Source organism: Sphaerotilus microaerophilus (genome assembly GCF_023734135.1).
Lineage (GTDB): Bacteria > Pseudomonadota > Gammaproteobacteria > Burkholderiales > Burkholderiaceae_C > Sphaerotilus > Sphaerotilus microaerophilus.
The window spans coordinates 4113086-4138598 of record NZ_AP025730.1 but is presented as its reverse complement, the minus strand read 5'-3'; the positions used below and the strand labels follow the sequence as shown (position 1 = coordinate 4138598).

The 25513-nt window shown below is 72.1% G+C and carries 20 protein-coding genes; 10 read left to right on the top strand and 10 right to left on the bottom strand.

Going from position 1 to position 25513, the window contains the following annotated elements; all coding sequences use genetic code 11:
* Window positions 1–7: 7 nt before the first annotated feature.
* A complete protein-coding gene (locus NGK70_RS17650; RefSeq protein ID WP_251969800.1) occupies window positions 8–838 on the top strand; it encodes an NAD-dependent epimerase/dehydratase family protein in 831 nt (276 codons plus the stop codon).
* A 134-nt stretch (window positions 839–972) separates the two neighbouring features.
* Window positions 973–1935 carry an SMP-30/gluconolactonase/LRE family protein gene (locus NGK70_RS17645; RefSeq protein ID WP_251969799.1) on the top strand — a complete coding sequence of 321 codons (963 nt, stop codon included), beginning with the start codon at window positions 973–975 and terminating at the stop codon, window positions 1933–1935.
* A 10-nt stretch (window positions 1936–1945) separates the two neighbouring features.
* Here the strand turns inward: NGK70_RS17645 and NGK70_RS17640 are convergent, their stop codons facing one another.
* The 8 genes from NGK70_RS17640 to NGK70_RS17605 form a co-directional block, all read right to left on the bottom strand.
* On the bottom strand, window positions 1946–3805 hold the full coding sequence (locus NGK70_RS17640; RefSeq protein ID WP_251969798.1) for a gamma-glutamyltransferase family protein: 1860 nt from the start codon (window positions 3803–3805) through the stop codon (window positions 1946–1948).
* Between the two features lie 114 nt (window positions 3806–3919).
* Window positions 3920–4678, bottom strand: a complete 759-nt coding sequence (locus tag NGK70_RS17635) for a 3-hydroxyacyl-CoA dehydrogenase (RefSeq protein WP_251969797.1) — start codon at window positions 4676–4678, stop codon at window positions 3920–3922.
* Window positions 4679–4798: 120 nt separating this feature from the next.
* On the bottom strand, window positions 4799–5452 hold the full coding sequence (adk, locus tag NGK70_RS17630; protein WP_251969796.1) for an adenylate kinase: 654 nt from the start codon (window positions 5450–5452) through the stop codon (window positions 4799–4801).
* Window positions 5453–5692: 240 nt separating this feature from the next.
* On the bottom strand, window positions 5693–6481 hold the full coding sequence (gene kdsB, locus NGK70_RS17625; RefSeq protein ID WP_251969795.1) for a 3-deoxy-manno-octulosonate cytidylyltransferase: 789 nt from the start codon (window positions 6479–6481) through the stop codon (window positions 5693–5695).
* The gene (locus NGK70_RS17620; protein ID WP_251969794.1) at window positions 6478–6687 is read right to left on the bottom strand and encodes a Trm112 family protein; all 210 of its coding nucleotides are present in this window, start codon (window positions 6685–6687) and stop codon (window positions 6478–6480) included. Before NGK70_RS17620 ends, kdsB begins: the two co-directional genes overlap by 4 nt.
* A gap of 40 nt (window positions 6688–6727) precedes the next feature.
* On the bottom strand, window positions 6728–7780 hold the full coding sequence (gene lpxK / locus NGK70_RS17615) for a tetraacyldisaccharide 4'-kinase (RefSeq protein WP_251969793.1): 1053 nt from the start codon (window positions 7778–7780) through the stop codon (window positions 6728–6730).
* A 37-nt stretch (window positions 7781–7817) separates the two neighbouring features.
* Window positions 7818–8243 carry an ExbD/TolR family protein gene (locus NGK70_RS17610; RefSeq protein ID WP_251973817.1) on the bottom strand — a complete coding sequence of 142 codons (426 nt, stop codon included), beginning with the start codon at window positions 8241–8243 and terminating at the stop codon, window positions 7818–7820.
* Window positions 8244–8277: 34 nt separating this feature from the next.
* Window positions 8278–8907 (bottom strand): MotA/TolQ/ExbB proton channel family protein, encoded by a 630-nt coding sequence (locus NGK70_RS17605; protein ID WP_251969792.1) that lies wholly within the window; start codon window positions 8905–8907, stop codon window positions 8278–8280.
* Between the two features lie 440 nt (window positions 8908–9347).
* On the opposite strand from NGK70_RS17605, the gene xseA reads away from it, so the two are divergent.
* Both xseA and NGK70_RS17595 read left to right on the top strand, forming a co-directional pair.
* The gene (xseA, locus tag NGK70_RS17600; RefSeq protein ID WP_251969791.1) at window positions 9348–10646 is read left to right on the top strand and encodes an exodeoxyribonuclease VII large subunit; all 1299 of its coding nucleotides are present in this window, start codon (window positions 9348–9350) and stop codon (window positions 10644–10646) included.
* Window positions 10647–10778: 132 nt separating this feature from the next.
* Window positions 10779–11360, top strand: coding sequence for a Fe-Mn family superoxide dismutase (locus tag NGK70_RS17595; RefSeq protein ID WP_251969790.1), 582 nt, complete (start codon window positions 10779–10781; stop codon window positions 11358–11360).
* 109 nt (window positions 11361–11469) lie between these two features.
* On the opposite strand, the gene NGK70_RS17590 is transcribed toward NGK70_RS17595, so the two are convergent.
* Both NGK70_RS17590 and NGK70_RS17585 read right to left on the bottom strand, forming a co-directional pair.
* On the bottom strand, window positions 11470–11997 hold the full coding sequence (locus tag NGK70_RS17590) for a disulfide bond formation protein B (RefSeq protein ID WP_251969789.1): 528 nt from the start codon (window positions 11995–11997) through the stop codon (window positions 11470–11472).
* The gene (locus tag NGK70_RS17585) at window positions 11994–12452 is read right to left on the bottom strand and encodes a RidA family protein (RefSeq protein ID WP_251969788.1); all 459 of its coding nucleotides are present in this window, start codon (window positions 12450–12452) and stop codon (window positions 11994–11996) included. The genes NGK70_RS17590 and NGK70_RS17585 overlap by 4 nt, the downstream gene beginning before the upstream one ends.
* A 163-nt stretch (window positions 12453–12615) precedes the next feature.
* Here NGK70_RS17585 and NGK70_RS17580 point away from each other — a divergent pair, with 163 nt between their 5' ends.
* The 6 genes from NGK70_RS17580 (at window position 12616) to NGK70_RS17555 (ending at window position 25508) form a co-directional block, all read left to right on the top strand.
* Window positions 12616–15375: a DNA internalization-related competence protein ComEC/Rec2 gene (locus NGK70_RS17580; protein WP_251969787.1), complete on the top strand. Its 2760-nt coding sequence runs from the start codon at window positions 12616–12618 to the stop codon at window positions 15373–15375.
* Entirely contained in the window at window positions 15372–16805 is a 1434-nt protein-coding gene (locus NGK70_RS17575) for a circularly permuted type 2 ATP-grasp protein (RefSeq protein WP_251969786.1), read from the top strand. Before NGK70_RS17580 ends, NGK70_RS17575 begins: the two co-directional genes overlap by 4 nt.
* A gap of 61 nt (window positions 16806–16866) precedes the next feature.
* Window positions 16867–17823: an alpha-E domain-containing protein gene (locus tag NGK70_RS17570; RefSeq protein ID WP_251969785.1), complete on the top strand. Its 957-nt coding sequence runs from the start codon at window positions 16867–16869 to the stop codon at window positions 17821–17823.
* 101 nt (window positions 17824–17924) lie between these two features.
* Window positions 17925–21548: a transglutaminase family protein gene (locus tag NGK70_RS17565; protein ID WP_251969784.1), complete on the top strand. Its 3624-nt coding sequence runs from the start codon at window positions 17925–17927 to the stop codon at window positions 21546–21548.
* A gap of 124 nt (window positions 21549–21672) precedes the next feature.
* Window positions 21673–24342 (top strand): circularly permuted type 2 ATP-grasp protein, encoded by a 2670-nt coding sequence (locus NGK70_RS17560; protein WP_251969783.1) that lies wholly within the window; start codon window positions 21673–21675, stop codon window positions 24340–24342.
* Entirely contained in the window at window positions 24339–25508 is a 1170-nt protein-coding gene (locus tag NGK70_RS17555) for a transglutaminase family protein (protein WP_251969782.1), read from the top strand. Before NGK70_RS17560 ends, NGK70_RS17555 begins: the two co-directional genes overlap by 4 nt.
* Window positions 25509–25513: the final 5 nt, after the last annotated feature.

Sequence of the window (25513 nt, the reverse complement as noted above, 5' to 3'; positions counted from 1 at the left end):
CCCCGTCATGTTGACCTGTCCCGCATCCCCGATCCGATTCAAGCGGCTGCTGCTGACCGGCGCGGCCGGCAACCTCGGCCGCGAACTCCGACCCCGCCTGAAGGCCTACTGCGACACACTGCGCCTGAGCGCCCGGGGAGACACGCTCGGCGTGGCCGGCCCTGGCGAAGAACTCGCCCCGGCCGACCTCGCGGACAAGGCCGCCGTGTTCGCTGCGCTCGAGGGCGTCGAGGCGGTCGTCCACATGGGCGGCGTCTCCACCGAGCAGACCTGGGAGGCCATCCGTGACGGCAACATCACCGGCATGGTCAACCTCTATGAAGCCGCCCGCCACCACGGCACACGCCGCATCGTCTTCGCCAGCTCCAACCACGTCACCGGTTTCTACCGCCAGGACCAGGTCGTCAGCCCGCGCGACCCGGTGCGCCCAGACGGCTTCTACGGGCTGTCGAAGTGCTTCGGCGAGAACCTCGCACAGCTCTACTGGGACCGCTTCGGCATCGAGACGGTGAGCGTGCGCATCGGCTCGTCGTTTGCAGCGCCCAAGGACCGGCGCATGCTCGCCACCTGGATGAGCTTTGACGACACCGAGCGGCTGATCGTCGCCGCGCTCACCGCGCCGGTGGTCGGCCACAGCATCGTCTATGGCATGAGCGACAACGCGACGACCTGGTGGGACAACACGCCGGCGCGCCACCTCGGCTACCGGCCGCAGGACTCGTCGGAGGTCTTCCGCGCCGAGGTCGAGGCGCGCCAGCAGGCGCTGGACCGCGACGATCCGGCGGTCATCTACCAGGGCGGCGCCTTCGTGCGCACCGGGCCGTTCTTCGAGTCATGAGGCCCACCCCCGCAGCGCCTGACGGCGCTCCCCCTCAAGGGGGCGCCACCAGCAGACCGGCGAAGCCGGATCTGCGGTGGCTGCTTGAGTCGGTTTGGGGCCAATTGCTTGGCTGAAAGCGTTGGAGGGGTGTGATGACTCAGGGCAATTTATTCGGTTCGCTGCGCTGCCCCGACCCGGCGGTCGAGGTGCTGCACCCCGACTTCTTGAAGCTGCGCCTGTTCAGCGCCTCGGTCGAGCGCCTGGCCACCGGGCTGCGCTGGGCCGAGGGGCCGGTGTGGTTCGGCGATGGGCGCTACCTGCTGGTGTCGGACATCCCGAACGACCGCATCCTGCGCTGGGACGAGTGCACTGGCCAGCTCAGCGTGTTTCGCCAGCCCTCGAACAACGCCAACGGCCACGCCCGCGACCACCGGGGCCGGCTGATCAGCTGCGAGCACCTGACGCGCCGCGTCACCCGCACCGAGTACGACGGCCGCATCACCGTGCTGGCCGACCGCTTCGATGGCAAGCGGCTGAACTCGCCCAACGACATCGCCTGCACGCGCGACGGCGCCATCTGGTTCACCGACCCGGACTTCGGCATTGGCGGCCATTGGGAGGGCGAGCCCGCCACGCCCGAGCGGCCGCACGGCGTCTACCGCATCGATGCCGCCAGCGGCCGGCTCGACTGCGTGCTCGACGACCTGGCCGGCCCCAACGGCCTGGCCTTCTCGCCCGATGAGCGCACGCTCTACCTCGTTGAAAGCCGCGCCAGGCCGCACCGCAAGGTCTGGGCCTATGACCACGCGAGCGACGGCCGGCTGACGAACCGCCGCCTGCACATCGACGCCGACGGCCCCGGCGCGCTGGACGGCATTGCCTGCGATGCCGCCGGCAACCTCTGGTGCGGTTGGGGCAGTGACGGCTCGCCCGGGGCGGACGCCGAGGCGCTGGACGGCGTGCGGGTGTTCGACCCGAGCGGGCGGCCGATCGGCCACATCCACTTGCCCGAGCGCTGCGCCAACCTCTGCTTCGGCGGCGCCAAGGGCAACCGCCTGTTCATGGCGGTCAGCCATTCGATCTATGCGCTGTACGTGAACACCACCGGCGCCTGAGCGGGCGGGGTCAGTCGCCGACCACCACGCCCTCGCGGCGCGGGTCGGCGGCGCCAAACCAGCCGTCGCCGCGGCGCTGCAGCGCGTGGATGCCGCTGGTCAGCGCCGGCTCGCGCACCTCGTGGCCGCGCGACTTGAGCGCCTCGACCGTGGCCGGCGCAAAGCGCTTTTCCTCCAGCTGGATCGGCCCGCCGGTGCTGCCGAAGTTGGGCAGGTTGGCGGCCTGCTGCACGTCCAGGCCCCAGCGCAGGTGCGCCAGCAGCGTCTTGGCGGTGTAGTGGATGATCATCGCGCCGCCCGGCGAGCCGGCCACCAGCACGAGGCGGCCGCTGTCGCGCTCGAACACCAGCGTCGGGCTCATGCTGGAGCGCGGGCGCTTGCCGGGCTCGACCCGGTTGGCGATCGGCCGCCCGGCCGCATCTGCCGGCTGGAAGGAGAAGTCGGTGAGCTGGTTGTTCAACAGGAAACCGCCAGGCAGGCCGGTGCCGCCGTCGACCAGCAGGCGGGCGCCGAACTGGTCTTCGATCGTGGTGGTCATCGACACCGCCAGGCCCTGCGCATCGACGATGGCCAGGTGCGAGGTGCCGCGCTCGATCTGCTCGGGCTGGCGCGCCCAGGCGAGTGCGCTGCCAGGCGGCACACCGGGCTCGACCTTGCTCATCGCCCGCTCACCGATCAGGCTGGCGCGCTGGCGCAGGTAGCCCGGGTCGAGCAGGTTGGACCAGCTGAGGCCCGGCGCGGGCACGAAGGCCGGGTCGCCGACGTAGCGGGCCCGGTCGGCAAAGGCCAGCCGCGCCGCCTCGCCGTAGCGGTGCAGGAAGTCGGCATCCGCCTCGCCGCTGGGCAGGCGGGCGTCGTTGGCGGCCGCGGTCGGCCTGGCCGGGCCGGCCGCATCGACGATGCCAAGGACCTGCGCCAGCGCCAGGTGGCCGGACGAGGGCGGCGGGAAGCCGCACAGCCGCCAGCGCTGCCACTCGCTGCACAGCGCCTCGCGCAGCTGCGGCCGGTAGTCGGCCAGGTCGCGCTCGGTCAGCCGGCCCGGGTTGGTCGGGTGCTGCTGCACCTTGGCGGCGATGCTGGCGGCGATCGGGCCGCGGTAGAAGGCCTCGGCACCGTCACGCGCGAGCTGGCGGAACACGGCGGCCAGCGCCGGGTTGCGCAGCGTGGTGCCCACCGGCAGGGGTTTGCCGTCGGGCTGGTAGAAGTGGCGGGCGGCGGCCGCATCGAGCCGCAGGTGCTGCTCCTGCGTGAGCAGGCCGTGCAGGCGCGGGCTGACCGCAAAGCCGGCTTCGGCCAGCCGGATCGCCGGCTCGAAGAGCCTGGCCCAGGCGAGCCGGCCGTGCTGCGCGTGGGCCTGCGCCAGCATGCGCAGCACGCCCGGCGCACCGACCGAGCGCCCGCCCACGGCAGCGGCGTGGAAGCCCAGTGGCTTACCGTCCGGCCCCAGGAAGAGCTTGTCGTCCGCGGCAGCGGGCGCTGTTTCACGGCCGTCCCAGGCCTGCACCTGCCGGCCGTCCCAGGTCATCAGGAAGGCGCCGCCGCCAATGCCGCTGGACTGCGGCTCGACCAGGGTCAGCACCATCTGCACGGCGATGGCAGCGTCGATGGCCGAGCCGCCCGCGCGCAGCATCTCGTCACCGGCCTGCGCCGCCAGCGGGTGCGCCGCAGCGACGGCCCGGGTGCGGGTGGCCCAGCCGGGCTTGGCGGTGGTGGCCGTGGCGCCTTCGGGCTGCATCGGTGCAGTCCCTGGCGGGGCGACCGCACACGCGGCCAGCCAGAGCGCGGCCAGGGTGGCCAACCCGGCCTTGACGGCACGTCGCTGCGGCGGAGTCGGCTCGGGGCGGGCCGGCGAGGGGGGCAGGGCGGTCATGGCGGGATCTCCTGGGTGCCGAGAGCAAGCGTGCGATGTTACGCAGCCAACCGCACCCGTGTGCCCGGGCGGACCCGCAGGTCGCCCCTCTGACCCTCTCAGGCCCCGTTTGGCTCAGCGCGGCGCCAGGCGGATCGCGCCGTCCAGGCGGATCACCTCACCGTTGAGCATGTCGTTCTCGACGATCTGCTTGACCAGCTTGGCGTAGTCCGCCGGGGTGCCCAGGCGGCTCGGGAAGGGCACGCCGGCGGCCAGCGCGTCCTGCACCTCCTGCGGCATGCCGAAGAGCATCGGCGTGCCGAAGATGCCCGGGGCGATCGTCATGCAGCGGATGCCGTTGCGCGCCAGGTCACGCGCGATCGGCAGCGTCATGCCGACCACGCCGCCCTTGGAGGCGGAGTAGGCGGCCTGGCCGATCTGGCCGTCGTAGGCCGCCACGCTGGCGGTGTTGATCAGCACGCCGCGCTCGCCGGTGGCCTCGGGCTCGTTGCGGCACATGGCCTCGGAGGCCAGGCGGATCATGTTGAACGTGCCGATCAGGTTGACGGTGATCGTCTTGGCAAACAGGCCCAGCGCATGCGCGCCGTCCTTGCCCACGGTCTTGGCGGCCGGGGCGATGCCGGCGCAGTTGACCAGGCCCATCAGCTTGCCCATGGAGGTGGCCTGGGCGACCACGGCGCGGCCATCCTCCTCATTGGAGACGTCGCAGCGCACGAAGGCGCCGCCAATCTCCGCGGCCACCTGGCGGCCGCGCTCTTCCTGCAGGTCGGCGATCACGACCTTGGCGCCTTCACGCGCCAGCATGCGCGCCGTGCCCTCGCCAAGGCCGGAGGCCGAGCCGGTGACGATGAAAACCTTGCCTGCGATGTCCATGGGGTCTCCTTTGGTGTCCGGAAAGTCAGTTGACGTTGACGTAAACGTCAATCATGACATGAAACAAAGGCCGCTCGCGGCGGCCTCTGCAGTGGGAGGGCAGGGCCTTCGCCGTCGCCGTCAGGCCAGCGCGGTCAACGCGCGTGACGTGATCTCGTCGACCGTGCCGGTGCCGCTGATGGCGCGGTACTTCGGTGCAGCGGCGTCGCCAGTGGCGGCCCAGGCGGAGTAGTAGTCCACCAGCGGGCGGGTCTGGCTCTGGTAGACCTCCAGGCGCTTGCGCACGGTTTCTTCCCGGTCGTCATCGCGCTGGATCAGGTCTTCACCGGTCTCGTCGTCCTTGCCGGCCACCTTGGGCGGGTTGAAGACGACGTGGTAGGTGCGGCCCGACGCCACGTGCACGCGGCGGCCGCTCATGCGTTCGATGATGGCCGAGTCCGGCACGTCGATTTCCAGCACGTAGTCCAGCTTGACGCCGGCGGCCTTCATCGCGTCGGCCTGCGGGATGGTGCGCGGGAAGCCGTCGAACAGGAAGCCGTTGGCGCAGTCGGCCTGCGTGATGCGCTCCTTGACCAGCCCGATGATGATCTCGTCGCTGACCAGGCCGCCGGCGTCCATCACCTTCTTGGCGGCCAGGCCCATCTCGGTACCGGCCTTGACGGCGGCGCGCAGCATGTCGCCGGTCGAGATCTGCGGGATGCCGTACTTCTTGCAGATGAAGGCCGCCTGGGTGCCTTTGCCAGCGCCCGGGGCGCCCAACAGGATCAGTCTCATGGATCTCCTCGGTATCGTCGAATCACTTGCCGAAAACGTGTCGCCACCTTGCCAACGAGGGAGCGCCCTCGAAAGGCGAAACTTATCACGAGCTTAGCCATGGCCCCTGAGCGCTGGCTGACGCTGTGGCGCCAGGCCATCGCGCCAGGATGGAGCAGCCGGCGATGCGCCGCACCGCAAATGCAAGGATCAGGCCTGAGGGCCTTGAGAGGCCTGAGAGGGCGCCGCGCCCATCCTGGCTCAGCCCCAGAGGCGACGCACGCGCTCCAGGTCTTCCGGCGTGTCGACGCCTGGCCCCGGGCGCTCGTCGGTGACGTGCACCGCGATGCGCTCGCCATGCCAGAGCACGCGCAGCTGTTCGAGCGACTCGATGCGCTCCAGTGGGCTCGCCGACAGGCCGGGGAAGCGGCGCAGGAAGGCCGCCGTGTAGCCGTAGATGCCGATGTGGCGCAGCGGCAGCGGGTCGGGCAGGGCGGCGATCGCTTCGAGCTGGCCGCTGGCGGCGGCGGTGTCACCGTCGCTGCGCGGCGCATCGCGCCACCAGGGCAGCGGCGCGCGCGAGAAGTACAGCGCCCGGCCGGCCGCGTCGGTCACCACCTTCACGACGTTGGGGTTGGCGTACTCGGCCAGCGTGTCGATGGCGTGGGCCGCGGTGCTCATCACGCAGTCCGTGCGCAGCGCGATCAGCCGCGCGCAGGCGGTGATCAGACCCGGGTCGATCAGCGGCTCGTCGCCCTGCACGTTGACGACGACGTCGCGCCCCTGCAGGCCGAGCAGCTCGCAGGCCTCGGCCAGCCGGTCGCTGCCGGTGGGGTGGTCGGCGCGGGTGAGCAGGGCGCGGATGCCGTGCGGCACGCAGGCGTCGGCGATCTCCTCGCTGTCGGTGGCCACCACCACCGAGGCGGCGCCACTCAGCAGCGTGCGCTGGGCCACGCGAACCACCATCGGCGCACCGCCGATGTCGGCCAGCGGCTTGCGCGGCAGCCGGGTGGAGGCCAGCCGCGCCGGGATCAGCACCGTGAAGCTCATGACGGATCCGCTGCCGGTGCGGCCAAGGCCTCGGCGGGAGGTGCGTCCAGCGCGCGGGCCTCGCTGTCGAGCATCACGGCGATGCCGTCGCGGATCGGGAAGGCCACGCGGTCGGCGGCGCAGACCAGCTCGTGCGTGGCGTGGTCGTGGGTCAGCGGGCCCTTGCAGAGCGGGCAGACCAGCAATTCCATCAGGCGGGTGTCCATGGGCGGAATGCTAACGCGCCGGCGCGTGGAATCGGCCCGATCAGGCGGATCGGCGTGCGCCGGGCAGCGATTCGAGCTCGTGCAGCAACTCGTCCACCAGAAGCTCGGGCAGTTCGAAGGCCAGCGGGGCCACCCACACGCGCAGGTGGGGCCGCTCGGCCGTGAGGCGCTCCGGGCGCAGCTTGACCGCATCCTTCTCGGTCACGACGACGTCGTGCACCTCGGCGCCCCAGGGCAGCGTGGCGTAGTCGAAGTGATCCGGCAGCGGCTGCGTGTCGAAGGCCAGACCGAGTTCGCGCAGCGCGTCGAAGAAGCGCTGCGGCTGGCCCAGCCCGGCGCTGGCGACCACGCGGCGCGAGCGCAGCTGCGTCAGCGCCGCCGCATCGGGCGCGGCGCCACGCCACCAGTCGGCCAGCGGCAGCAGGCCGCCGAGGTGGCGCGTGGCGCAGTGGCCCGGCAAGTGCGTGCTCGGTCGTGCGGCGTTGTAGAGCAGCCAGTCGCGCCGCGCGCCGCTGGGGGCGTCGATCGGCTCGCGCAGCGGCCCGGCCGGCAGCAGGCGCCCGTTGCCGGCGCCGCGCTCGTCGAAGACGATCACCGCCAGATCGCGCGCCAGGCGCAGGTGCTGCAGACCGTCGTCGCAGACCAGCACATCCACCTCGGGGTGGGCTTGGCGAAGCGCCCGGGCGGCGGCCACGCGGTCGCGCCCCACCCACAGCGGCACGCCGCTGCGCCGTTGCAGCAGCACCGGCTCATCGCCGACCTCCATGGCGCTGCGCTCGGGCGTGACTTCAACGGGGGCACTGGCGCTGCCGCCGTGGCCGCGCGAGACGATGCCCGGGTGCCAGCCAGCCCGGCACAGGGCCTGTACCAGCGCGAGCGTGGTTGGCGTCTTGCCGGCGCCCCCGGCGACGCGGTTGCCGATGACGATCACCGGCACGTCCAGCCGTTCGCTGCGCTTCCAGCCGAGCGCGTACAGGCCGCGGCGCAGCCCCACCAGCCCGGCGTGCAGGGCGCCGAGCGGGCGCAGGACCTGGGCCAGCAGGCCGCCCTCGGTCCAGGACGCCTCGATGCGCTGCGCCCAGCCCTCGCTCATGCGCGGGTGTCCGGCTGACGGCGTTCGGGGCGCAGGTTCAGCGCGCCCCCGAGCGGCTGCTCTGCGTCGCGAAGGTCAGCTGCACCAGGCCGACGCGGCGGGCTGCGTCCATCACGTTGATCACGCTCTGGTGCGCGGCCATCGCGTCGGCAGAGATGATCACCGGGCGGTTCACGTCACCCTGCGCGGCGGCCTGCAGCGCCAGCACCAGGGTGTCGACGCCCGCGCCTTCGACCGGCGCGCGGTTGATGGCGTAGTGGCCGTCGGCCGACACCGCCACCACGATCTCGCGCGGGAGCGTCTCCAGCTTGCGGGTGTCGGCCACCGGCAGGGTGACCTTCAGCTCGTTGAACTTGGAGTAGGTGGTCGACAGCATCAGGAAGATCAGCACGACCAGCAGCACGTCGATGAAGGGGATCAGGTTGATCTCCGGTTCCTCGGCGCGGCGGTGGCGGAAGTTCATCGCCATGGCGGTTCCTCGTGGGCCCGTGCGCGGCTCAGCGGCGCGGGGTGGCGCTCATGCGAAGCAGCTGCGGCAGCAGCGTCTCGGCCGCCTGCTCCAGCTCGACGATGTAGGCGTCGATCTGGCCGCGGAAGTAGCGGTAGAACATCAGCGCCGGGATGGCGATGATCAGGCCGAAGGCGGTGTTGTACAGCGCCACCGAGATGCCGTGAGCGAGTTGCTCGGGGTTGCTGTTGCCGGGCGACTGCGAGCCGAAGATCTCGATCATGCCCACCACCGTGCCCAGCAGGCCCAGCAGCGGCGCGGCCGAGGCCAGCGTGCCCAGGGTGTTCAGGTAGCGCTCCAGCCGGTGCGCTGCGGCGCGGCCAGCGGCCTCGAAGGCGTGGCGCAGCGTGGACTCGTCGGCGCGGGGGTCCTGCGCGGCGGTGCGCACACCCGCGGCCAGCACGCCACCGAGCACCGAGTTGGCTTCGAGCTTGCCGATCACCTCGCTGCTGGGCAGGCCGTGGCGGGTCAGCGTGACCACCTCGCCGAGCAGTGTGGGCGGAGCCACCTTGCGCGGCATCAGGCTCATGATGCGCTCGACGATGATGGTCAGCGCGGCGATGGAGCACAGGATCAGCGGCCAGATCGGCCAGCCAGCGGCTTGTATGATCGAAAACAAGGGGGTCCCCCGAAGCGAGCGGTACGGAGTGCCGCGGCGCGTGCGCGGAGGTCGCGCGCCGGGCGGCGGCTTGCCGGCGCGGATTATGGCCTCAACACCCGGCACCTTCGCCGGGATTGCCAGATCGGGCCAGGCCGTGGCCCCCCGACCGTGGTTGCGAGGCTCGGCGCAGGAGGCCCTTTCTTGAGTGCCCAGGTTGTGGATAACTTTGTGGGCAACGCAGTGCAAAGTGAGTGCTGGCGCGGTCCGGCGCCCGGTGGCGGCCCCGGCGGTGTATTTCTTCACAAATAAAATGCTTATGAATCAAGGACTTGCACGTACGTTCGCGGCTTGGCGGGGCGTTTTGTGCGAATGCGCACAGATCGACACAACTGTGGATGAAGCGCAGTGCATGACCCCGCGGAGGCACCTGCGCTGCAGTGCAGCCAGGGGATGCCCGCATGGATGACGCGAGCCTGCGCTTCGTCCAGCCGCAGGTCTGGGAGGTCGCCGGCCTGGTGCAGGCGGTGGGTGATGCGCTGCAGTCGCGCTTCGGTGCGGTGGCGGTGCGCGGGGAGCTCGCCGGCTTCTCTCGCGCCGCCAGCGGGCATTGCTACTTCACGCTGAAGGCGCCCGATGGCACGGCGGCACTGCGCTGCGCGATGTTCCGCCGTGCCGCCAGCCTGCTCGATTTCATGCCGGCCGACGGCCACGCCGTGGAGGTGCGCGGCAGGCTGGCGCTGTACGAGCCGCGCGGCGAGCTGCAGCTGGTGGTCGAGGCGATGCGCCGGGCCGGTGCCGGTGCACTGATGGAACAGTTCCTGCGCCTGAAGGCGCGGCTGGCAGCCGAGGGCCTGTTCGACGTGGCGCGCAAGCGGCCGCTGCCGGCCTATCCCCGTCGGCTGGGCGTGGTCACCTCGCTGGCCGCTGCGGCACTGCGCGACGTGGCCACCGCGCTGGCGCGGCGCGCGCCGCACGTCGAGCTGATCGTCTACCCGGCGCTGGTGCAGGGCGCCGAGGCGCCAGCGGCATTGGCCGCGGCGATCGCCACCGCCAACCGCCGGGCCGAGGTGGATGCGCTGATCGTCTGCCGCGGCGGCGGCTCCCTGGAGGACCTCTGGGCCTTCAATGACGAGCGCGTGGTGCGGGCGGTGGCGGGCTCCGCGCTGCCGGTGGTGTGCGGCGTCGGCCACGAGACGGATGTGACGCTGGCCGACTTCGCTGCCGACCTGCGCGCGCCCACGCCTACGGCGGCGGCCGAGCTGGCGGCGCCCCAGCGCGAGGGCTGCCTGGCTGCGCTGGTGCACCAGGGCGACCTGATGCGCCAGCGCAGCCTTCGCCGGCTGGACCGGGAGGCGCAGCGCCTGGACCACCTCGCGCTGCGGCTGGCCCGGCCGGGGGACGCGCTGCACCGCCAGCGCCAGCGGCTGGCCCTGCTGGCCCAGCGCCACGTCCAGGCCCTGCCGGCGGCGCTGCGTGCCCAGGCCGATGCGCTGCAGCGGTTGGAGGCGCGCCTGGGGGGCGCCTCCCAGGCGCAGCGCTCGGCACAGGCCCAGCGGCTGGCGCTGGTGGAGGCGCGGCTGCGCTCGCTCGACCCGCAGCAGGTCCTTTCGCGCGGCTATGCCTGGCTGAGCGACGACAGCGGCCGTGCCCTGACCTCGGTGCAGCAGGTGGCAGTCGGCGCGACGGTGCAGGCGCGCCTGCGCGACGGGCGGGTGCAGGCCCGTGTCACCGACGTGGCGCCGCAGGGCGACGCCTGACGTTGCCATGGCAGCCCGGCGCAGGGCCATGGGCCGCCTCCTGCACGATTGAGCGGGCCTACCTACAATCTCCGGCTGCTGTTTCCTCCCTCCGCTGCTGTGCAGCAAAGATCACCCAGAAGGAACCCGACCATGTCGTTCGAACTGCCTGCCCTGCCGTTTGCCACCGATGCGCTGGCGCCCCACATGTCGAAGGAAACCTTCGAGTACCACTACGCCAAGCACCACCAGGCCTACGTCACCAACCTGAACAACCTGGTGCCGGGCACCGATTTCGCCGGCAAGAGCCTGGAAGAGATCGTCAAGAGCGCCAGCGGCGGCATCTACAACAACGCCGCCCAGGTGTGGAACCACACCTTCTTCTGGAACTGCCTGACCCCCAATGGCGGCAGCGCTCCGAGCGGCGCGCTGGCCGCGGCCATCGACGCCAAGTGGGGCAGCTTCGCGGCCTTCCGCGAGGCCTTCGTCAAGAGCGCCGTGGGCAACTTCGGTTCCGGCTGGACCTGGCTGGTCAAGAAGGCCGACGGCTCGGTGGACATCGTCAACATGGGTGCGGCCGGGACCCCGCTGACCACCGCCGACAAGGCCCTGTTCACCGTGGACGTGTGGGAACACGCCTACTACATCGACTACCGCAACCTGCGCCAGAAGTTCGTCGAGACCGTGCTCGACAAGCTGGCCAACTGGTCGTTCGCCGAAGCCAACTTCGCCTGATCGACGCTGGCACGCGGCGGTCCCTGACCGCTGCGGCCGGTGGATGAGAAGAAGCCCCGAACCTTGCGGCCGGGGCTTTTTGTCGTTCTGGGAGCGCCGCGCGGGTCGTTCAGCGCCGCCCTGCTGTGGGCCCTGAACCGGGCCGACCCAGCGCCAGCCACAGTGCCGCGGCGCCGAGCGCGAGGTAGAGCAGCAGGCTCCAGATCTCGAAGGGCACGCCCAGGACCGACACGGCCGCATCGGCGCAGGTGGCGCGCACCTCGAAGACCTCGGGCTGCCAGCGGTCCAGGCCGAGGCTGGAGATGATGCGGTCGGCCAGCGTCAGCGCGCAGGAGGCCGACTTGGCGGCCACCAGGTTCTGGTAGAGCGCCGCGGCGGCGCCGACCAGCGCCAGGCCCACGCCGACCCAGCCCAGCAGCAACTGGGCGATGCGCTGGCTGGGCAGCAGTGCCCCGAGCAGGCCGAACAGCCCGATGGCCAGGAAGATCACCCGCTGGAGCACGCACCAGGGGCAGGGCTCCATGCCGAAGCGGTGCTGCGCCACCAGCGCCATCGCCACCGAGCCGAAGCAGGCCAGCGCGACCAGCGCCCAGAGCGTGCGTGCCGTCAGCAGCGCCAGCAGTCCCCGCACGTTCATGCCACCTCGGCGATCAGCTCGATCTCGACGCAGGCGCCCAGCGGGATCTGCGCCACGCCGAAGGCGCTGCGCGCGTGCGCGCCGCGCTCGGGGCCGAAGACCTCGCCCAGCAGCTGCGAGGCGCCGTTGGTGACCAGGTGCTGCTCGGTGAACTCGCTGGTGCTGTTGACCAGGCTCATCACCTTGACGATGCGCTTGACGTTCTCCAGGTCGCCCACGGCCGCCTGCAGGGTGCCGAGCAGGTCGATCGCCACGGTGCGCGCGGCCTGCTGGCCCTCGGCGGTGGTGACGTCGCGCCCGAGCTGGCCGGCCCAGACCTGGCCGTCGCGCTTGGCGATGTGGCCGGACAGGAAGACGAGGTTGCCGCTGCGCACGAAGGGCACGTAGGCGGCGGCCGGCACGGCCACTGGCGGCAGGCTGATGCCCAGCTCGGCGAGGCGTTGTTGGATGCTCATGGCGGCTCCGGAAAGAGGAAGGGCGGGCGACCGCAGTCGCCAGGTTCGAGGGGGACGGTTGAGAGCGGGCAAGTCCCCCTGAAGGGGGAGGCTGCCGATCGGCGGGAATCCTACACTGGGCCGGGGCGCAGCACCGCTGCCCCAGGGAGGGCGCATACGCACGATGATCGGGCCCGGTCTGCTCCTTGCCACCGGCTCCGGCTGGATGGCCGGTACGGCGCTGCAGACGCTGCAGGCACAGCTCGGCACGGGCGTGCAGCGGCTGGCGGCGCTTGGCGCCGCGCTGCTGCTCGCAGCGGCGGTTGCGGTGGTCGCCGCGGGTGGGGCGGCCCCGCGCTTGGCGCGCGGCGGGCCGGGTGTGGCATGGCGTCGCCGGCAGAGGGTGTCGGCCTGGTTGCTCGCGCTGGCGGCGGGCGTCCTGGCGGGCTGGGCGGTGACGGACGGGCGTGCTGCGGCCCGGCTGGCGCAGGCCCTGGCGCCCGAGCTGGAGGGCGAGGACCTGCAGGTGGTCGGCCTGATCAGCGGCATGCCGGCTCGGCGGGTGGAGGGGCTGCGCTTTCGCTTCGAGATCGAGTCGGCCCGCTGGCGGGGCCGGCCGCTGGCGATCGGGCCGCAGGTGCCGGCGGCGGTCTCGCTGGGCTGGTATGTCCACGCCGGACAGGGCAGCCGCGCCAATGACACGGTTGAAGGGGATGAAGCCGTCGCGGCGCGATGGCCGCTGGCGCAGCTGCCGCAGGCGGGGCAGCGCTGGCGCTTCACGTTGCGGCTGCGCCGCCCGCATGGCAGCCTCAACCCGGATGGCTTCGACTACGAGCTCTGGATGTTCGAGCAGGGCCTGCGTGCCGTGGGCTACGTGCGTGACGCCGCAGGGGCGGGTGCACCCGAGCTGATCGGCGCCAGCGGCCTCGTGCCGATCGAGCTGGCGCGCCAGCGCTGGCGCGACGCGCTGCTGCGCGAGGTGGGTGACCGGCCCGCCGCCGGGGTGCTGGCCGCGCTGGCGGTGGGCGAGCAGGCGGCGATCGAGCGTGCCGACTGGGAGGTGTTCCGCGCCACGGGCGTGGCGCATCTGGTAGCGATCAGCGGGCTGCACGTCACCCTGTTCGCCTGGCTGTGCGCGCGGCTGGTGGGGTGGCTGTGGCGGCGCAGCCGGCGGGCCACGCATTGGCTGCCCAGCCCCCACGCGGCGCGCTGGGGCGGCCTGCTGGCGGCTCTGCTCTATGCGCTGCTCGCCGGCTGGGGCGTGCCGGCGCAGCGCACCGTGGTGATGCTGGCCACCGCCACCGTGCTGCGCGCCGCGGGCTGGCGCTGGCCTGGCTCGCTGGTGCTGTGGTGCACCGCGCTGGTGGTGCTGGCCTTCGACCCCTGGGCCTGGCTGCAGGCGGGCTTCTGGCTGTCGTTTGTCGCCGTGGCGCTGCTGATGAACTCTGACCGCGCCGGGCTGGCCGCCGCGCCGAGCGGTGCGGGTGAGCGCGCGGCCTGGGCGGACCCGCAGGTGCAGGGCGAGCCGGCGCAGGTCACGCAGGCCGGTGCGGCGCTGCCAGCAGCGGCCCGGGGCCGTGGCCGGATCCTGGCAGCCGCGCTGCTCGCCTGGCTGCGCCCGGCGTTGCAGGCCAGCTGGCGCAGCCAGTGGGTGGCCAGCGTCGGGCTGGCGCCCTGGACGCTGCTGTTCTTTCAGCAGCTGTCGCTGGTCGGGCTGCTGGCCAACGCCTGGGCGATCCCGCTGGTGACGCTGCTCATCACCCCGCTGGCGCTGGCCGGGCTGGTCTGGGCACCGCTGTGGTCGCTGGGGGCCTGGTTGGTCGAAGGGATGATGGCGGCGCTGGGGGCGATGGCCGCCTGGCCGGGGGCGAGCTGGTCGGCCCCGGCGGCCCCGTGGTGGTGGCAGGCCGCCGCGTTGGCGGGGGCCCTGCTGCTGGTGCTGCCGCTGCCCTGGCGCCTGCGTGGCCTGGGGCTGGGCCTGCTGGTGCCGATGCTCTGGCCGCCGTTGCCCCGGCCGGCGGCGGGCGAGTTCGAGCTGCTGGCCGCGGACGTGGGGCAGGGCACCGCGGTGCTGCTGCGCACCCGCGGGCACGCGCTGCTCTACGACGCCGGGGCGCGCTACTCGGCCCAGGCCGATGCTGGCTCGCGCGTGCTCGTGCCCCTGTTGCGTGCGCAGGGGGTGCCGCGGCTGGACTTGATGATCCTGTCGCACCGCGACAGTGACCACATCGGCGGTGCCGAGGCGCTGCTGCGCCAGCCTGGTGCATGGCGGGTCAGCAGTTCGCTCGACCTGGGGCACCCGTTGCGCACCGCGGCGGTGCACCAGCCCTGCATGGCCGGGCAGGTGTGGGTTTGGGACGACGTCCGCTTCGAGGTGCTGCACCCTGGCGAGCGAGAATACGAGCGTGCCGACCAGCGTCTCCTGCCCTCCAACGGCCTGTCCTGTGTGCTGCGCGTGCAGGGGCGGCGGGCCACGGTGCTGCTGCCTGGGGACATCGGGCGCGAACAGGAGCGTACGCTGGTGAGCCACCACGCCGCCGGGCTGATCGACCTGCAGGCCGACGTGCTGCTGGTGCCGCACCATGGCAGCCGCACCTCCTCCTCCGACCCCTTCCTCGACGCGGTGCAGCCGCGCATCGCCGTGGCGCAGCTCGGCTGGCACAACCGCTACGGCCACCCCGCCGCCGAGGTGGAGGCCCGCTACCTCGCGCGTGGCATTGGGTGGCTGCGCAGTGACCGCTGCGGCGCCTGGCGCTGGTCGAGTGCCGAAGCCCGAGCTGCCACCGCACCCGTCAACGGGCCTGCTGCCAAGGCCGCTTCGGGACCAGCCACCGGGAGCGGTCACTGCGAGCGCGAGGAGCGCCCCCGCTACTGGCACGCCCCGGCCTGGGGCGATGGCCCTGATCTTGCTAAATACCGTTCATCCAACCCGTCATCCCCATGAAAACGATGTTCGACGAGATGTATGCCGCCTCCGGGGCGGTGCGTGACCACTACGCCGCCTACGACCGCTGGCTGCAGCGCCAGTCCGACGAGGCGATGCGTGCGCGGCGCGATGAATCGGAGATGATCTTCCGCCGTGTCGGCATCACCTTTGCCGTCTATGGTGACAAGGACTCCGGCGAAGGCACCGAGCGCCTGATCCCTTTCGACCTGATCCCGCGCGTGATCCCGGCCAGCGAATGGCGCGAGATGGAGAAGGGCCTGCGCCAGCGCGTGGAGGCGCTCAACCGCTTCATCCACGACGTGTACCACGGTCAGGAGATCATCAAGGCGGGCGTGGTGCCGGCCGAGCAGATCACCCGCAACGCCCAGTTCCGCCCCGAGATGATCGGCGTGGACGTGCCGGGCGGCGTGTACTCGCACATCGCCGGCATCGACATCGTGCGCGCGGCCAACCCGGACGGCTCGGGCACCTACTACGTGCTGGAGGACAACCTGCGCGTGCCCAGCGGCGTGAGCTACATGCTGGAGAACCGCAAGATGATGATGCGGTTGTTCCCGGACCTGTTCGCCGGCCACCGCGTCGCGCCGGTGGCGCACTACCCCGACCTGCTGCTGGAGACGCTGCGCAGCGTCGCGCCCGGCGGCGTCAACGAGCCCACCGTGGTGGTGCTCACGCCGGGCATGTACAACTCGGCCTACTTCGAGCATGCCTTCCTGGCCCAGCAGATGGGTGTGGAGCTGGTCGAGGGGCAGGACCTGTTCGTCAAGGACGGCTTCGTGTTCATGCGCACCACGCGCGGGCCGAAGCGGGTGGACGTCATCTACCGCCGCCTGGACGACGACTTCCTCGACCCGCTGGTGTTCCGCCCGGATTCGACGCTGGGCTGTGCCGGTCTGCTCAGCGCCTACCGCCAGGGCAACGTCACGCTGTGCAACGCAGTGGGCACCGGGGTGGCCGACGACAAGTCGATCTACCCCTACGTGCCGAAGATGATCGAGTTCTACCTCGGCGAGAAGCCCATCCTGAACAACGTGCCGACCTACCTGTGCCGCGTGAAGGAGGACCTGCAGTACGTGCTCGACCACCTGGGCGAGCTGGTGGTCAAGGAAGTGCATGGCGCCGGCGGCTACGGGATGCTGGTCGGCCCGGCCGCAACGAAGGCGGAGATCGAGGCCTTCCGCGCCCAGCTGCTGGCCAACCCGAGCAACTACATCGCGCAGCCCACGCTGAGCCTGTCGACCTGCCCGACCTACGTCGAGTCCGGCATCGCGCCGCGCCACATCGACCTGCGGCCCTTCGTGCTGTCGGGCAAGACCGTGCAGATGGTGCCGGGCGGGCTGACCCGCGTGGCCCTCAAGGAGGGCTCGCTGGTCGTCAACTCCTCGCAGGGCGGGGGCACCAAGGACACGTGGGTGCTGGAGTCCTGATCTCCACCGGTCCCGCAGGCTTTCGCTGACCCCCGCGCGCAACTTTCACACAGGCCTTTCTATGCTGTCCCGCACCGCTGACCACCTTTTCTGGATGTCGCGCTACATGGAGCGCGCCGAGAACACCGCCCGCATGCTCGACGTCAACTACCAGACCTCGCTGCTGCCCCAGTCCACTGCGGTGGCCGAGCAGGGCTGGCGCGGCCTGTTGAGCATCTCCGAGCTGACCAACGACTACGCCAGCCGCTACGGCGCCGTGCATGCCCGCGAGGTGATGGATTTCATGGTGCGCGACGAGCGCAACCCCTCGTCCATCCTGTGCTGCCTGCGCGCCGCGCGCGAGAACGCCCGCGCCGTGCGCGGCGCGCTGACCACCGAGGTCTGGGAGACCACCAACCAGACCTGGCTGGAGTTCAACCGCATGCTGCGCGACGACAGCTTCGAGCGCGACCCAGCGGCCCTGTTCGAGTGGGTCAAGTTCCGCTCGCACCTCTCACGTGGCGTGCAGATCGGCACCATGCTGCAGGACGAAGCCTTCCGCTTCGTGCGCATCGGCACGTTCCTGGAGCGTGGCGACAACACCGCCCGGCTGCTCGACGTGAAGTTCCACGCCGTGGAGAGCGACTTCTACGGCGCTGCCGATGCCCGCGACCAGGAGTACGACTTCTACCACTGGTCCGCGATCCTGCGTTCGGTCTCCGGCTTCGAGGTCTACCGCAAGGTCTATCGCAACGTGATCCAGCCCGAGAAGGTGGCCGAGCTGCTGATCCTGCGCCCGGACATGCCGCGCTCGCTGGCGGCCTGCATCAACGAGGTGATCGCCAACCTGAGCCAGGTCGCCAACGACCAGTCGGGCGAGACGCTGCGCCGCGCCGGCCGGCTGATGGCCGACCTGCAGTACGGCAGCATCGAGGAGATCCTGGCCACCGGCCTGCATGCCTACCTGACGCAGTTCCTCGATCGCATCGCCGACCTGGGCGTGGGCATCAGCCGCGACTTCCTCGTGGCCGTGCATTGACTCCCGACGGGCCGCGAGCACGCCCTCGCGCCTGATCCCCGAGGTGCCCGGCCGCACGGCCCGGTGCCTCGGTCCGCTTTCCATTCAACCAGGGCCACGCCGTGTCCATCCACGTCGCTCTCCACCACGTCACCCATTACAAGTACGACCGTCGCGTCGGCCTGTCGCCGCAGGTCGTGCGCCTGCGCCCGGCGCCGCACTGCCGCACGCCGATCCTGAGCTACTCGCTGCGTGTCGAGCCGGAGGGCCACTTCGTCAACTGGCAGCAGGACCCCTTCTCCAACTACCTGGCCCGGCTGGTCTTCCCGGACCCCACCACCGAGTTCAAGGTCACGGTCGATCTGGTCGCCGAGATGGCGGTCTACAACCCCTTCGACTTCTTCCTGGAGCCGGGCGCGCAGAGCTTCCCCTTCGCCTACGAGGACGGGCTGAAGGAGGAGCTGGCGCCGTATCTGCAGCCGGCGCCCGCCACCCCGGTGCTGCAGGCCTTTCTCGACAGCATCCCGCTGAACGATCAAGGGGAAGTCCGCACCATCGACTTCCTGGTCGGGCTGAACCAGCGCCTGCAGCAGCAGATCGCCTACACGATCCGGCTGGAGCCCGGCGTGCAGACGCCCGAGCAGACGCTCACCAAGGGCAGCGGCTCCTGCCGCGACACCGGCTGGCTGCTGGTCGAGACGCTGCGCCACCTGGGGCTGGCGGCGCGCTTCGTCTCCGGCTACCTGATCCAGCTGAAGCCGGACGTGCAGGCCCTGGACGGCCCGAGTGGCACCGAGGTGGACTTCACCGACCTGCACGCCTGGTGCGAGGTCTACCTGCCCGGCGCCGGCTGGATCGGCCTGGATCCGACCTCCGGGCTGCTCGCCGGCGAAGGCCACATCCCGGTGGCCTGCACGCCCCAGCCCTCCAGCGCCGCGCCGATCAGCGGGGCGGTCGACGAGTGCGAGGTGAGTTTCGGCCACGCGATGGAGATCTCGCGGATCTGGGAATCGCCGCGCGTGACCAAGCCCTACACCGAGGACCAGTGGCGCGACGTGCTGGCGCTGGGCGCGGCGGTGGACCGTGACCTGCTGGCCGGCGACGTGCGCCTGACGATGGGCGGCGAGCCCACCTTCGTCTCGGTGGACGACCGCGACGGCGCCGAGTGGAACACCGACGCGCTGGGACCCACCAAGCGCATCTACGCCCAGGACCTGGTGCAGCGCCTGCGCGACCAGTACGGCGCTGGCGGCTTCCTGCACTACGGCCAGGGTAAGTGGTACCCGGGCGAGCAGCTGCCGCGCTGGGCGCTGTCGATCTACTGGCGCGAGGACGGCCAGCCCTGTTGGCACGATGCATCGCTGTTCGCCGACGAACGCGATCCGCATGCCTACACCACCGAGGACGCGAAGCGCTTCGTCACCCACCTGACGCGCAAGCTCGGCCTGCCCGACGGCACCCTGCAGACCGGCTACGAGGACACCTGGTACTACCTGTGGCGCGAACGCCGCCTGCCGGTGAACGTGGACCCCTTCGACAGCCGGCTGGACGACGAGCTGGAGCGCTCCCGCCTGCGCCGCATCTTCAAGCAGGGCCTGGAGGCCGAGGTCGGCTACGTGCTGCCGCTCAAGCGCGAGCATGACGGGCCGGGCCCCGAGCGCCGGGCCGCCCCAAGCTCGGGGAGCACCCCCTCGGGGGGCGCGAGCGCAGCGAGCGGGGGGCCTGCACTTTCCGGCGGGCGCTGGGTGACCGGCCCCTGGTTCTTCCGCGACGAGCGCATGTACCTCTTCCCCGGCGACTCGCCGATGGGCTACCGCCTGCCGCTGGACTCGCTGCCCTGGGTGGCCGAGGGCGACTACCCCTTCCTGATCGAGCACGACCCGTTCGCGCCGCGCGGCAGCCTGCCCGCCGGTCAGCGCCTGCGCGCCCAGTACGCCTCGCACGCGGCGGGCGGCGGCTTTGCCGAGGGGGGCATGGTGGCGGTGCAGTCCGGGCCGCAGGCGGGCGAATACCTCTTCGGCGCGCCCGGATCGGGCGAGGCCGCCGTGGGTGGCGTGGTGGCAGGGCAGGCGGCAGGCCTGTCCGGCCCGACGGGCCCCGGGGCGACGGCCCGGCCGCTGCGCGCCCTGACGGCCGCGGAGCTGGCGGTGTCCCCGCAGCGTTTCCAATCAGCCTACTGGATCACCCGCACGGCCCTGTGCGTGGAGGTGCGCGACCCGCGCCGGGCCAACGGCCCGAAGGCTGAGAAGGTGGGCGTGGAAAGCGGCGTGATGTATGTCTTCATGCCGCCGCTGTCGCACCTGGAGGACTACCTCGACCTGCTGGCTGCGGTGGAGGCCACCGCGGCCGAGCTGGGCGTGAAGGTGGTGCTGGAGGGCTACCCGCCGCCGCGCGACCCGCGCCTGAAGGTGCTGTCGGTCACCCCGGACCCCGGCGTCATCGAGGTCAACATCCACCCGGCGCACGACTGGCCGGAGCTGGTGCAGCACACCGAGTTCCTCTACGACGCGGCCTGGCAGTCGCGCCTGTCGACCGAGAAGTTCATGCTCGACGGGCGCCACACCGGCACCGGCGGGGGCAACCACATGGTCCTTGGCGGGGCAACGCCGGCGGATTCACCCTTCCTGCGCCGCCCCGACCTGCTGGCCTCGCTGCTGGTGTACTGGCACAACCACCCCAGCCTGAGCTACCTGTTCAGCGGCCTGTTCATCGGCCCGACCAGCCAGGCCCCGCGGGTGGACGAGGCGCGCAACGACCAAGTCTACGAGCTGGAGATCGCGCTGGCGGAGATCGAGCGCAACAAGGCGATCTACGGCGCGGAGATGCCGCCCTGGCTGGTCGACCGCACGCTGCGCAACGTGCTGATCGACGTCACCGGCAACACCCACCGCAGCGAGTTCTGCATCGACAAGCTCTACTCGCCCGACAGCTCGACCGGCCGACTCGGCCTGCTGGAGCTGCGCGCCTTCGAGATGCCGCCGCATGCGCGCATGTCGATCGTGCAGCAGCTGCTGCTGCGCACGCTGATCGCGCGCTTCTGGAAGGAGCCCTACCGCGCCCCGCTGGTGCGCTGGGGCACCGAGCTGCACGACCGCTTCCTGCTGCCGAGCTTCGTGCAGATGGACTTCGACGACGTGATGGAGGACCTGCAGCGCGCCGGCTACGCCTTCGACGCCGCCTGGTTTGCGCCGCACTTCGAGTTCCGCTTCCCGAAGGTGGGCGAGATCACCGCCCGCGGTGTGCACCTGACCCTGCGCAATGCGCTGGAGCCCTGGCACGTGATGGGCGAGGAAGGCTCGCCCGGCGGCACGGTGCGCTACGTCGACTCGTCGGTGGAGCGCATCGAGGTCAAGGTCACCGGCCTGGTGGATCCGCGCCATGTGATCACCGTCAACGGCGTGCCGCTGCCGCTGCAGCCCACCGGCCGCACCGGTGAGTACGTGGCCGGCGTGCGCTACCGCGCCTGGCAGCCGTCCTCCGCGCTGCACCCGACCATTGGCGTGCACGCGCCGCTGACCTTCGACCTGGTGGACCGCTGGATGCAGCGCTCGCTGGGCGGCGGCCAGTACCACGTGGCACACCCGGGCGGGCGCAACTACGACACCTTCCCCGTCAACTCCTACGAGGCCGAGAGCCGCCGGTTGGCGCGCTTCTTCGACCTGGGGCACACGCCGGGCCGGGTCGAGGTGGCCGAGCCCAGGCGCAGCTGGGAATTCCCGTTCACGCTGGACCTGCGCCGCGTCTGACGTGGCCGGCCGGTGGACGGACCCGGCGCGGCCTGGCCTGCCGCATGGCGTGCCGGCCAGTACGTTGGGCGGCCTGCGGCTGCCCCGGATGCCGGGGGCCGGTGTGACAGGGCATGATGGCGGAATGTCTTCCCGCCTGCCCATCGAGGATCCCCACCTGGCTGCCCGTCTGGCGCTGGCGGCGGCCGGGCGTGGCACGGCCGGCCACCACGACGAGCTGCGCGGCGCTCTCACTGGTGTGCTGCCCGGCGGGGCCGGGGCCGGCCTGGCGCCGCTCTGGCAGCGCTTCTTCACCGTGGGCGGCGAGGCCCTCTGGACCGACCTGGGCGCCCGGCTGGAACGCGTGCAGCGGCGCGTGCGCGAGGACGGTGCTACGTACAACATCTACGCTGGCGGCGGCGATGCGGCGCAGCAGTGGCCGCTGGAGCTGCTGCCGCTGCTGATCGGCACGCGCGAGTGGGCCCACATCGAACGCGGCGTGCGCCAGCGTGCCCGCCTGCTCGACGCCACGCTGGCCGACGTCTACGGCCCCCAGCGGCTGATGCGCGACGGCCTGCTGCCGCCCTCGCTGATCTACGGCCACCCGCAGTACCTGCGGCCGATGCACGGCCTGCGCCCGGCCGGTGGCAGCTGGCTGCAGCTGGTGGCGCTGGACCTGGCGCGCGGCCCGGACGGCCACTGGTGGGTGGTCGGCCACCGCACCCAGGCGCCCTCGGGGCTGGGCTACCTGCTGGAGAACCGGCTCATCATTGCCCAGCAGTTCCCGGAGGCCTTCCGTGAGCTGCGCGTGCAGCGCGTGGCGGGTGCCTTCCGGGCCTGGATGGACGGCCTGCTGCGCCACGCCCCGGGCGGAGCGCAGGCCCGCGTGGCGCTGCTGACGCCGGGGCCGCACAACGAGACCTACTTCGAGCACGTCTTCCTGGCCCGCTACCTGGGCGTCACGCTGGTGGAGGGCTCGGACCTCACCGTGCGCGGCCAGCGCCTGTACCTCAAGACCCTGCATGGCCTGGAGCGCGTGCACGTGCTGCTGCGCCGCGTCGACGACGAGTGGCTCGACCCGCTGGAGCTGCGCTCCGATTCCGGCCTGGGCGTGCCCGGCCTGCTGCAGGCCATGCGCGCGGGCGAGGTGCTGGTGGCCAACGCGCCCGGCGCCGGCGTGCTGGAAAGCCCCGGGCTGCACGCCTTCTGGCCCGGCGTGGCCGAGGAGCTGCTCGGCGAGGAGCTGCTGCTGCCGGCCACGACCAGCTGGTGGTGCGGTGAGGACAGCGTCTGGGCCGCGCACCGCGATCGCCTGGCCAGCTTCGTGATCGTGCCGACCTTCCGCGCTGGCGCCGTGACGCGGGACTTCGAGCCGGTGCTGGCCGCCGCGCTGAGCCCGGCCGACCGCGCCGCCTGGGTGGCGCGCATCGACGCCGACCCGGCCGCGCACACGCTGCTGGCGCCGGTGCGGCCCTCGGAGCAGCCGATCTGGCGCGACGGCCGCATCGAGCCGCGCCCGGTGGTGCTGCGCGTCTACGCGATGGCCGACGGCCAGGGCGGCTGGCAGGTGCTGCCTGGCGGGCTGACCCGGGTGGCGGCGCAGCCGGGCGGGGCGCCGGGTGCCGAGGCCGAGCGGCCGGACGGGCAGCAGAACGGACGGCGGGACGGACGGCGAGACGGGCGCGGCGTCGACGCCTACCTCAGCATGCAGCGCGGCAGCGCCAGTACCGACACCTGGGTGCTCACCGACGGCGAGGTCGACGAGACCAGCCTGCTGCCGCGCCCGCTGTCGGCGGAGGAGCTGGCCGGCTCGCGCCGCGTCATCACCAGCCGGGCCGCCGAGAACCTGTTCTGGCTGGGGCGCTACACCGAGCGGGCCGAGAACACCGTGCGGCTGGCCCGGCTCGCGCTGGAGGCGCTGCCCACGGCCAGCGCGCCGGTGCTGGCGGTGCTGCACGGCCTGGCGCTGCGCCACGGGCTGATCGCCGCGGGCGTGCCCTCGCCGGCGCACCCCTCGGCCCAGGCGGCGCGGCTGTTCGAGCGGGCCCTGGTGCGCGCGCTGGGCGATGCGCAGGAGAGCTACAGCCTGGCCTTCAACCTGCGCTCGCTGCGCCAGTGCGCGCAGGCGCTACGCGAGCGGCTCTCGCCCGAGCACTGGACGCTCATCGAGCAGCTCGAAGCCAACTTCAGCACCCGCCTGGGCGAGACGCTGGCCGAGGAGCGCCACGAGCCGCTGTCGGACGTGCTGCAGCTGCTCGGCCGTGCGGCCACCCACCTGGCGGCGATCACCGGCGCCCAGACCGACCGCATGACGCGCGACGACGGCTGGCGCCTGCTCAGCGTGGGCCGGCAGGTCGAGCGGCTCGAAATGCTCGCCCACGCGCTGGCGGCGGGCTTCGAGGCCCGCCTGCACACGCTCGACGACGGCTTTGCGCTGCTGCTCGGCCTGTTCGACTCCACCATCACCTACCGGGCGCAGTTCCAGGCGCGCCGCGAGGTGCTGCCCTTGCTGCACCTGCTGGTGATGGACACCGACAACCCGCGCTCGCTGGCCTGGGTGGCGCGCACCATGCGCGAGCGCCTGCTCAAGCTGGCGCGCCACGACCCAGCCTGGGCCGCCGCGGTGGCCCAGGCCCTGCCTCGGCCGCATGAGTGGTCGCTGGCCGAACTGGGCCGGGCCGGCGCCGACGGGCGGCACGGCGCGCTGCTGGTGGCGCTGCAGGGCTGCGGCCAGGCCACCCGGGGGCTGTCGGACGAACTGAGCCGGCACCTGTTCTCCCACGTGGGCGCGCCCGAGCGCAGCGTCTGGCAATGAGCATCACCCCCCTGGCTCCGGACGGCGCGGGTCTGCCTGCCACCGCCGGCCCCGCCGTCAGCCGGTCCGAGAACAGCGCCGCCGACCGCGCTGTGCCGCGGTTGCTGCGGGTGCAGCACGACACCGTCTACGACTACGATGCACCGGTCGAGTTGGCGCACCACCTGGGCTGGCTGCGTCCGCGCGAGACGCCCCAGCAGCGCATCCGCGGCTGGGCGCTGGCCATCACGCCCCGGCCCGACGTGGATGCCGGCACCGCCGTGCTGTCCGAGCCCGATCTGGCTGCCGCCACGCCGAGCCCCGCCGTGTTACCCACGCGGTCCGAGGGTGGGGTCGACTTGGCCGGTGGTGGGGTCGATGTTGCGGTCGGGGGAGCGGATGCCGTCGACGGCGCAGTCACTGCCGAGGGCGCTCCCTGGGCGGTCGGCCTGCATGGCGTGCACCAGAGCCAGGACGTCTGGGGCAACTGGCGGGCCGGCTTCTTCCATGCCCGGGTGCATGACCGGCTGGAGGTGGTCTCCAGTTTCGTGGCCGAGTTGTCGGCGCCCGTGTCGCTGCGCCCGGCAGCGAGTCCACCCTGGGAGCGCGTGGCCGCCGGGCTGCGCTACCACCCGGGCTCGGCGCACGACGATGCCATCGAGTTCGTGCTGCCGTCGTTCTATGCGCCGCAGGACGGGGCGCTGGCGCGCTTCGCCCGTGAGGTCTTCCGACCCGGCATGCCGTTGCTGGCCGGGGCGCTGGGCCTGATGCAGCTGGTGCACCGGCGCTTCGAGTACCGCCCGGCGGCCACCTCGGTGAGTACCCGCGCGCCGGAGGCCCTGGCGCAGCGCAGCGGCGTCTGCCAGGACTTCGCCCACGTGATGATCGGTGCGATGCGCTCGATCGGCCTGGCCGCGCGTTACGTCAGCGGCTACCTGCTGACGCAGCCACCGCCCGGCCAGCCGCGGCTGATCGGTGCGGACGCCTCGCACGCCTGGGTGCAGGTCTGGTGCCCCCTGCACGGTTGGGTGGCGCTGGACCCGACCAATGCGGTGCAGGCCGGCATCGATCACGTCACGCTGGCCTGGGGGCGCGACTATGCCGACGTGGCGCCGCTGCGCGGCGTGATCCGTGGCGGCGGGCGGGCGCTGCCGCGGGTGGCCGTGACGGTGGAGCCGTTGGGCTGATCGCC

Excerpts from the sequence above, each read along its gene's own strand:
- NGK70_RS17610 (WP_251973817.1), bottom strand. The coding sequence starts at position 8,243 with ATGAACTTCCGCCACCGCCGCGCCGAGGAACCGGAGATCAACCTGATC.
- xseA (WP_251969791.1), top strand. The coding sequence starts at position 9,348 with ATGGATGACGCGAGCCTGCGCTTCGTCCAGCCGCAGGTCTGGGAGGTC.
- NGK70_RS17585 (WP_251969788.1), bottom strand. The coding sequence starts at position 12,452 with ATGAGCATCCAACAACGCCTCGCCGAGCTGGGCATCAGCCTGCCGCCA.
- NGK70_RS17590 (WP_251969789.1), bottom strand. The coding sequence starts at position 11,997 with ATGAACGTGCGGGGACTGCTGGCGCTGCTGACGGCACGCACGCTCTGG.
- adk (WP_251969796.1), bottom strand. The coding sequence starts at position 5,452 with ATGAGACTGATCCTGTTGGGCGCCCCGGGCGCTGGCAAAGGCACCCAG.
- NGK70_RS17560 (WP_251969783.1), top strand. The coding sequence starts at position 21,673 with ATGTCTTCCCGCCTGCCCATCGAGGATCCCCACCTGGCTGCCCGTCTG.
- NGK70_RS17570 (WP_251969785.1), top strand. The coding sequence starts at position 16,867 with ATGCTGTCCCGCACCGCTGACCACCTTTTCTGGATGTCGCGCTACATG.
- NGK70_RS17555 (WP_251969782.1), top strand. The coding sequence starts at position 24,339 with ATGAGCATCACCCCCCTGGCTCCGGACGGCGCGGGTCTGCCTGCCACC.
- NGK70_RS17645 (WP_251969799.1), top strand. The coding sequence starts at position 973 with ATGACTCAGGGCAATTTATTCGGTTCGCTGCGCTGCCCCGACCCGGCG.
- NGK70_RS17575 (WP_251969786.1), top strand. The coding sequence starts at position 15,372 with ATGAAAACGATGTTCGACGAGATGTATGCCGCCTCCGGGGCGGTGCGT.
- kdsB (WP_251969795.1), bottom strand. The coding sequence starts at position 6,481 with ATGAGCTTCACGGTGCTGATCCCGGCGCGGCTGGCCTCCACCCGGCTG.
- NGK70_RS17580 (WP_251969787.1), top strand. The coding sequence starts at position 12,616 with ATGATCGGGCCCGGTCTGCTCCTTGCCACCGGCTCCGGCTGGATGGCC.
- NGK70_RS17640 (WP_251969798.1), bottom strand. The coding sequence starts at position 3,805 with ATGACCGCCCTGCCCCCCTCGCCGGCCCGCCCCGAGCCGACTCCGCCG.
- NGK70_RS17595 (WP_251969790.1), top strand. The coding sequence starts at position 10,779 with ATGTCGTTCGAACTGCCTGCCCTGCCGTTTGCCACCGATGCGCTGGCG.
- NGK70_RS17650 (WP_251969800.1), top strand. The coding sequence starts at position 8 with ATGTTGACCTGTCCCGCATCCCCGATCCGATTCAAGCGGCTGCTGCTG.
- lpxK (WP_251969793.1), bottom strand. The coding sequence starts at position 7,780 with ATGAGCGAGGGCTGGGCGCAGCGCATCGAGGCGTCCTGGACCGAGGGC.
- NGK70_RS17620 (WP_251969794.1), bottom strand. The coding sequence starts at position 6,687 with ATGGACACCCGCCTGATGGAATTGCTGGTCTGCCCGCTCTGCAAGGGC.
- NGK70_RS17635 (WP_251969797.1), bottom strand. The coding sequence starts at position 4,678 with ATGGACATCGCAGGCAAGGTTTTCATCGTCACCGGCTCGGCCTCCGGC.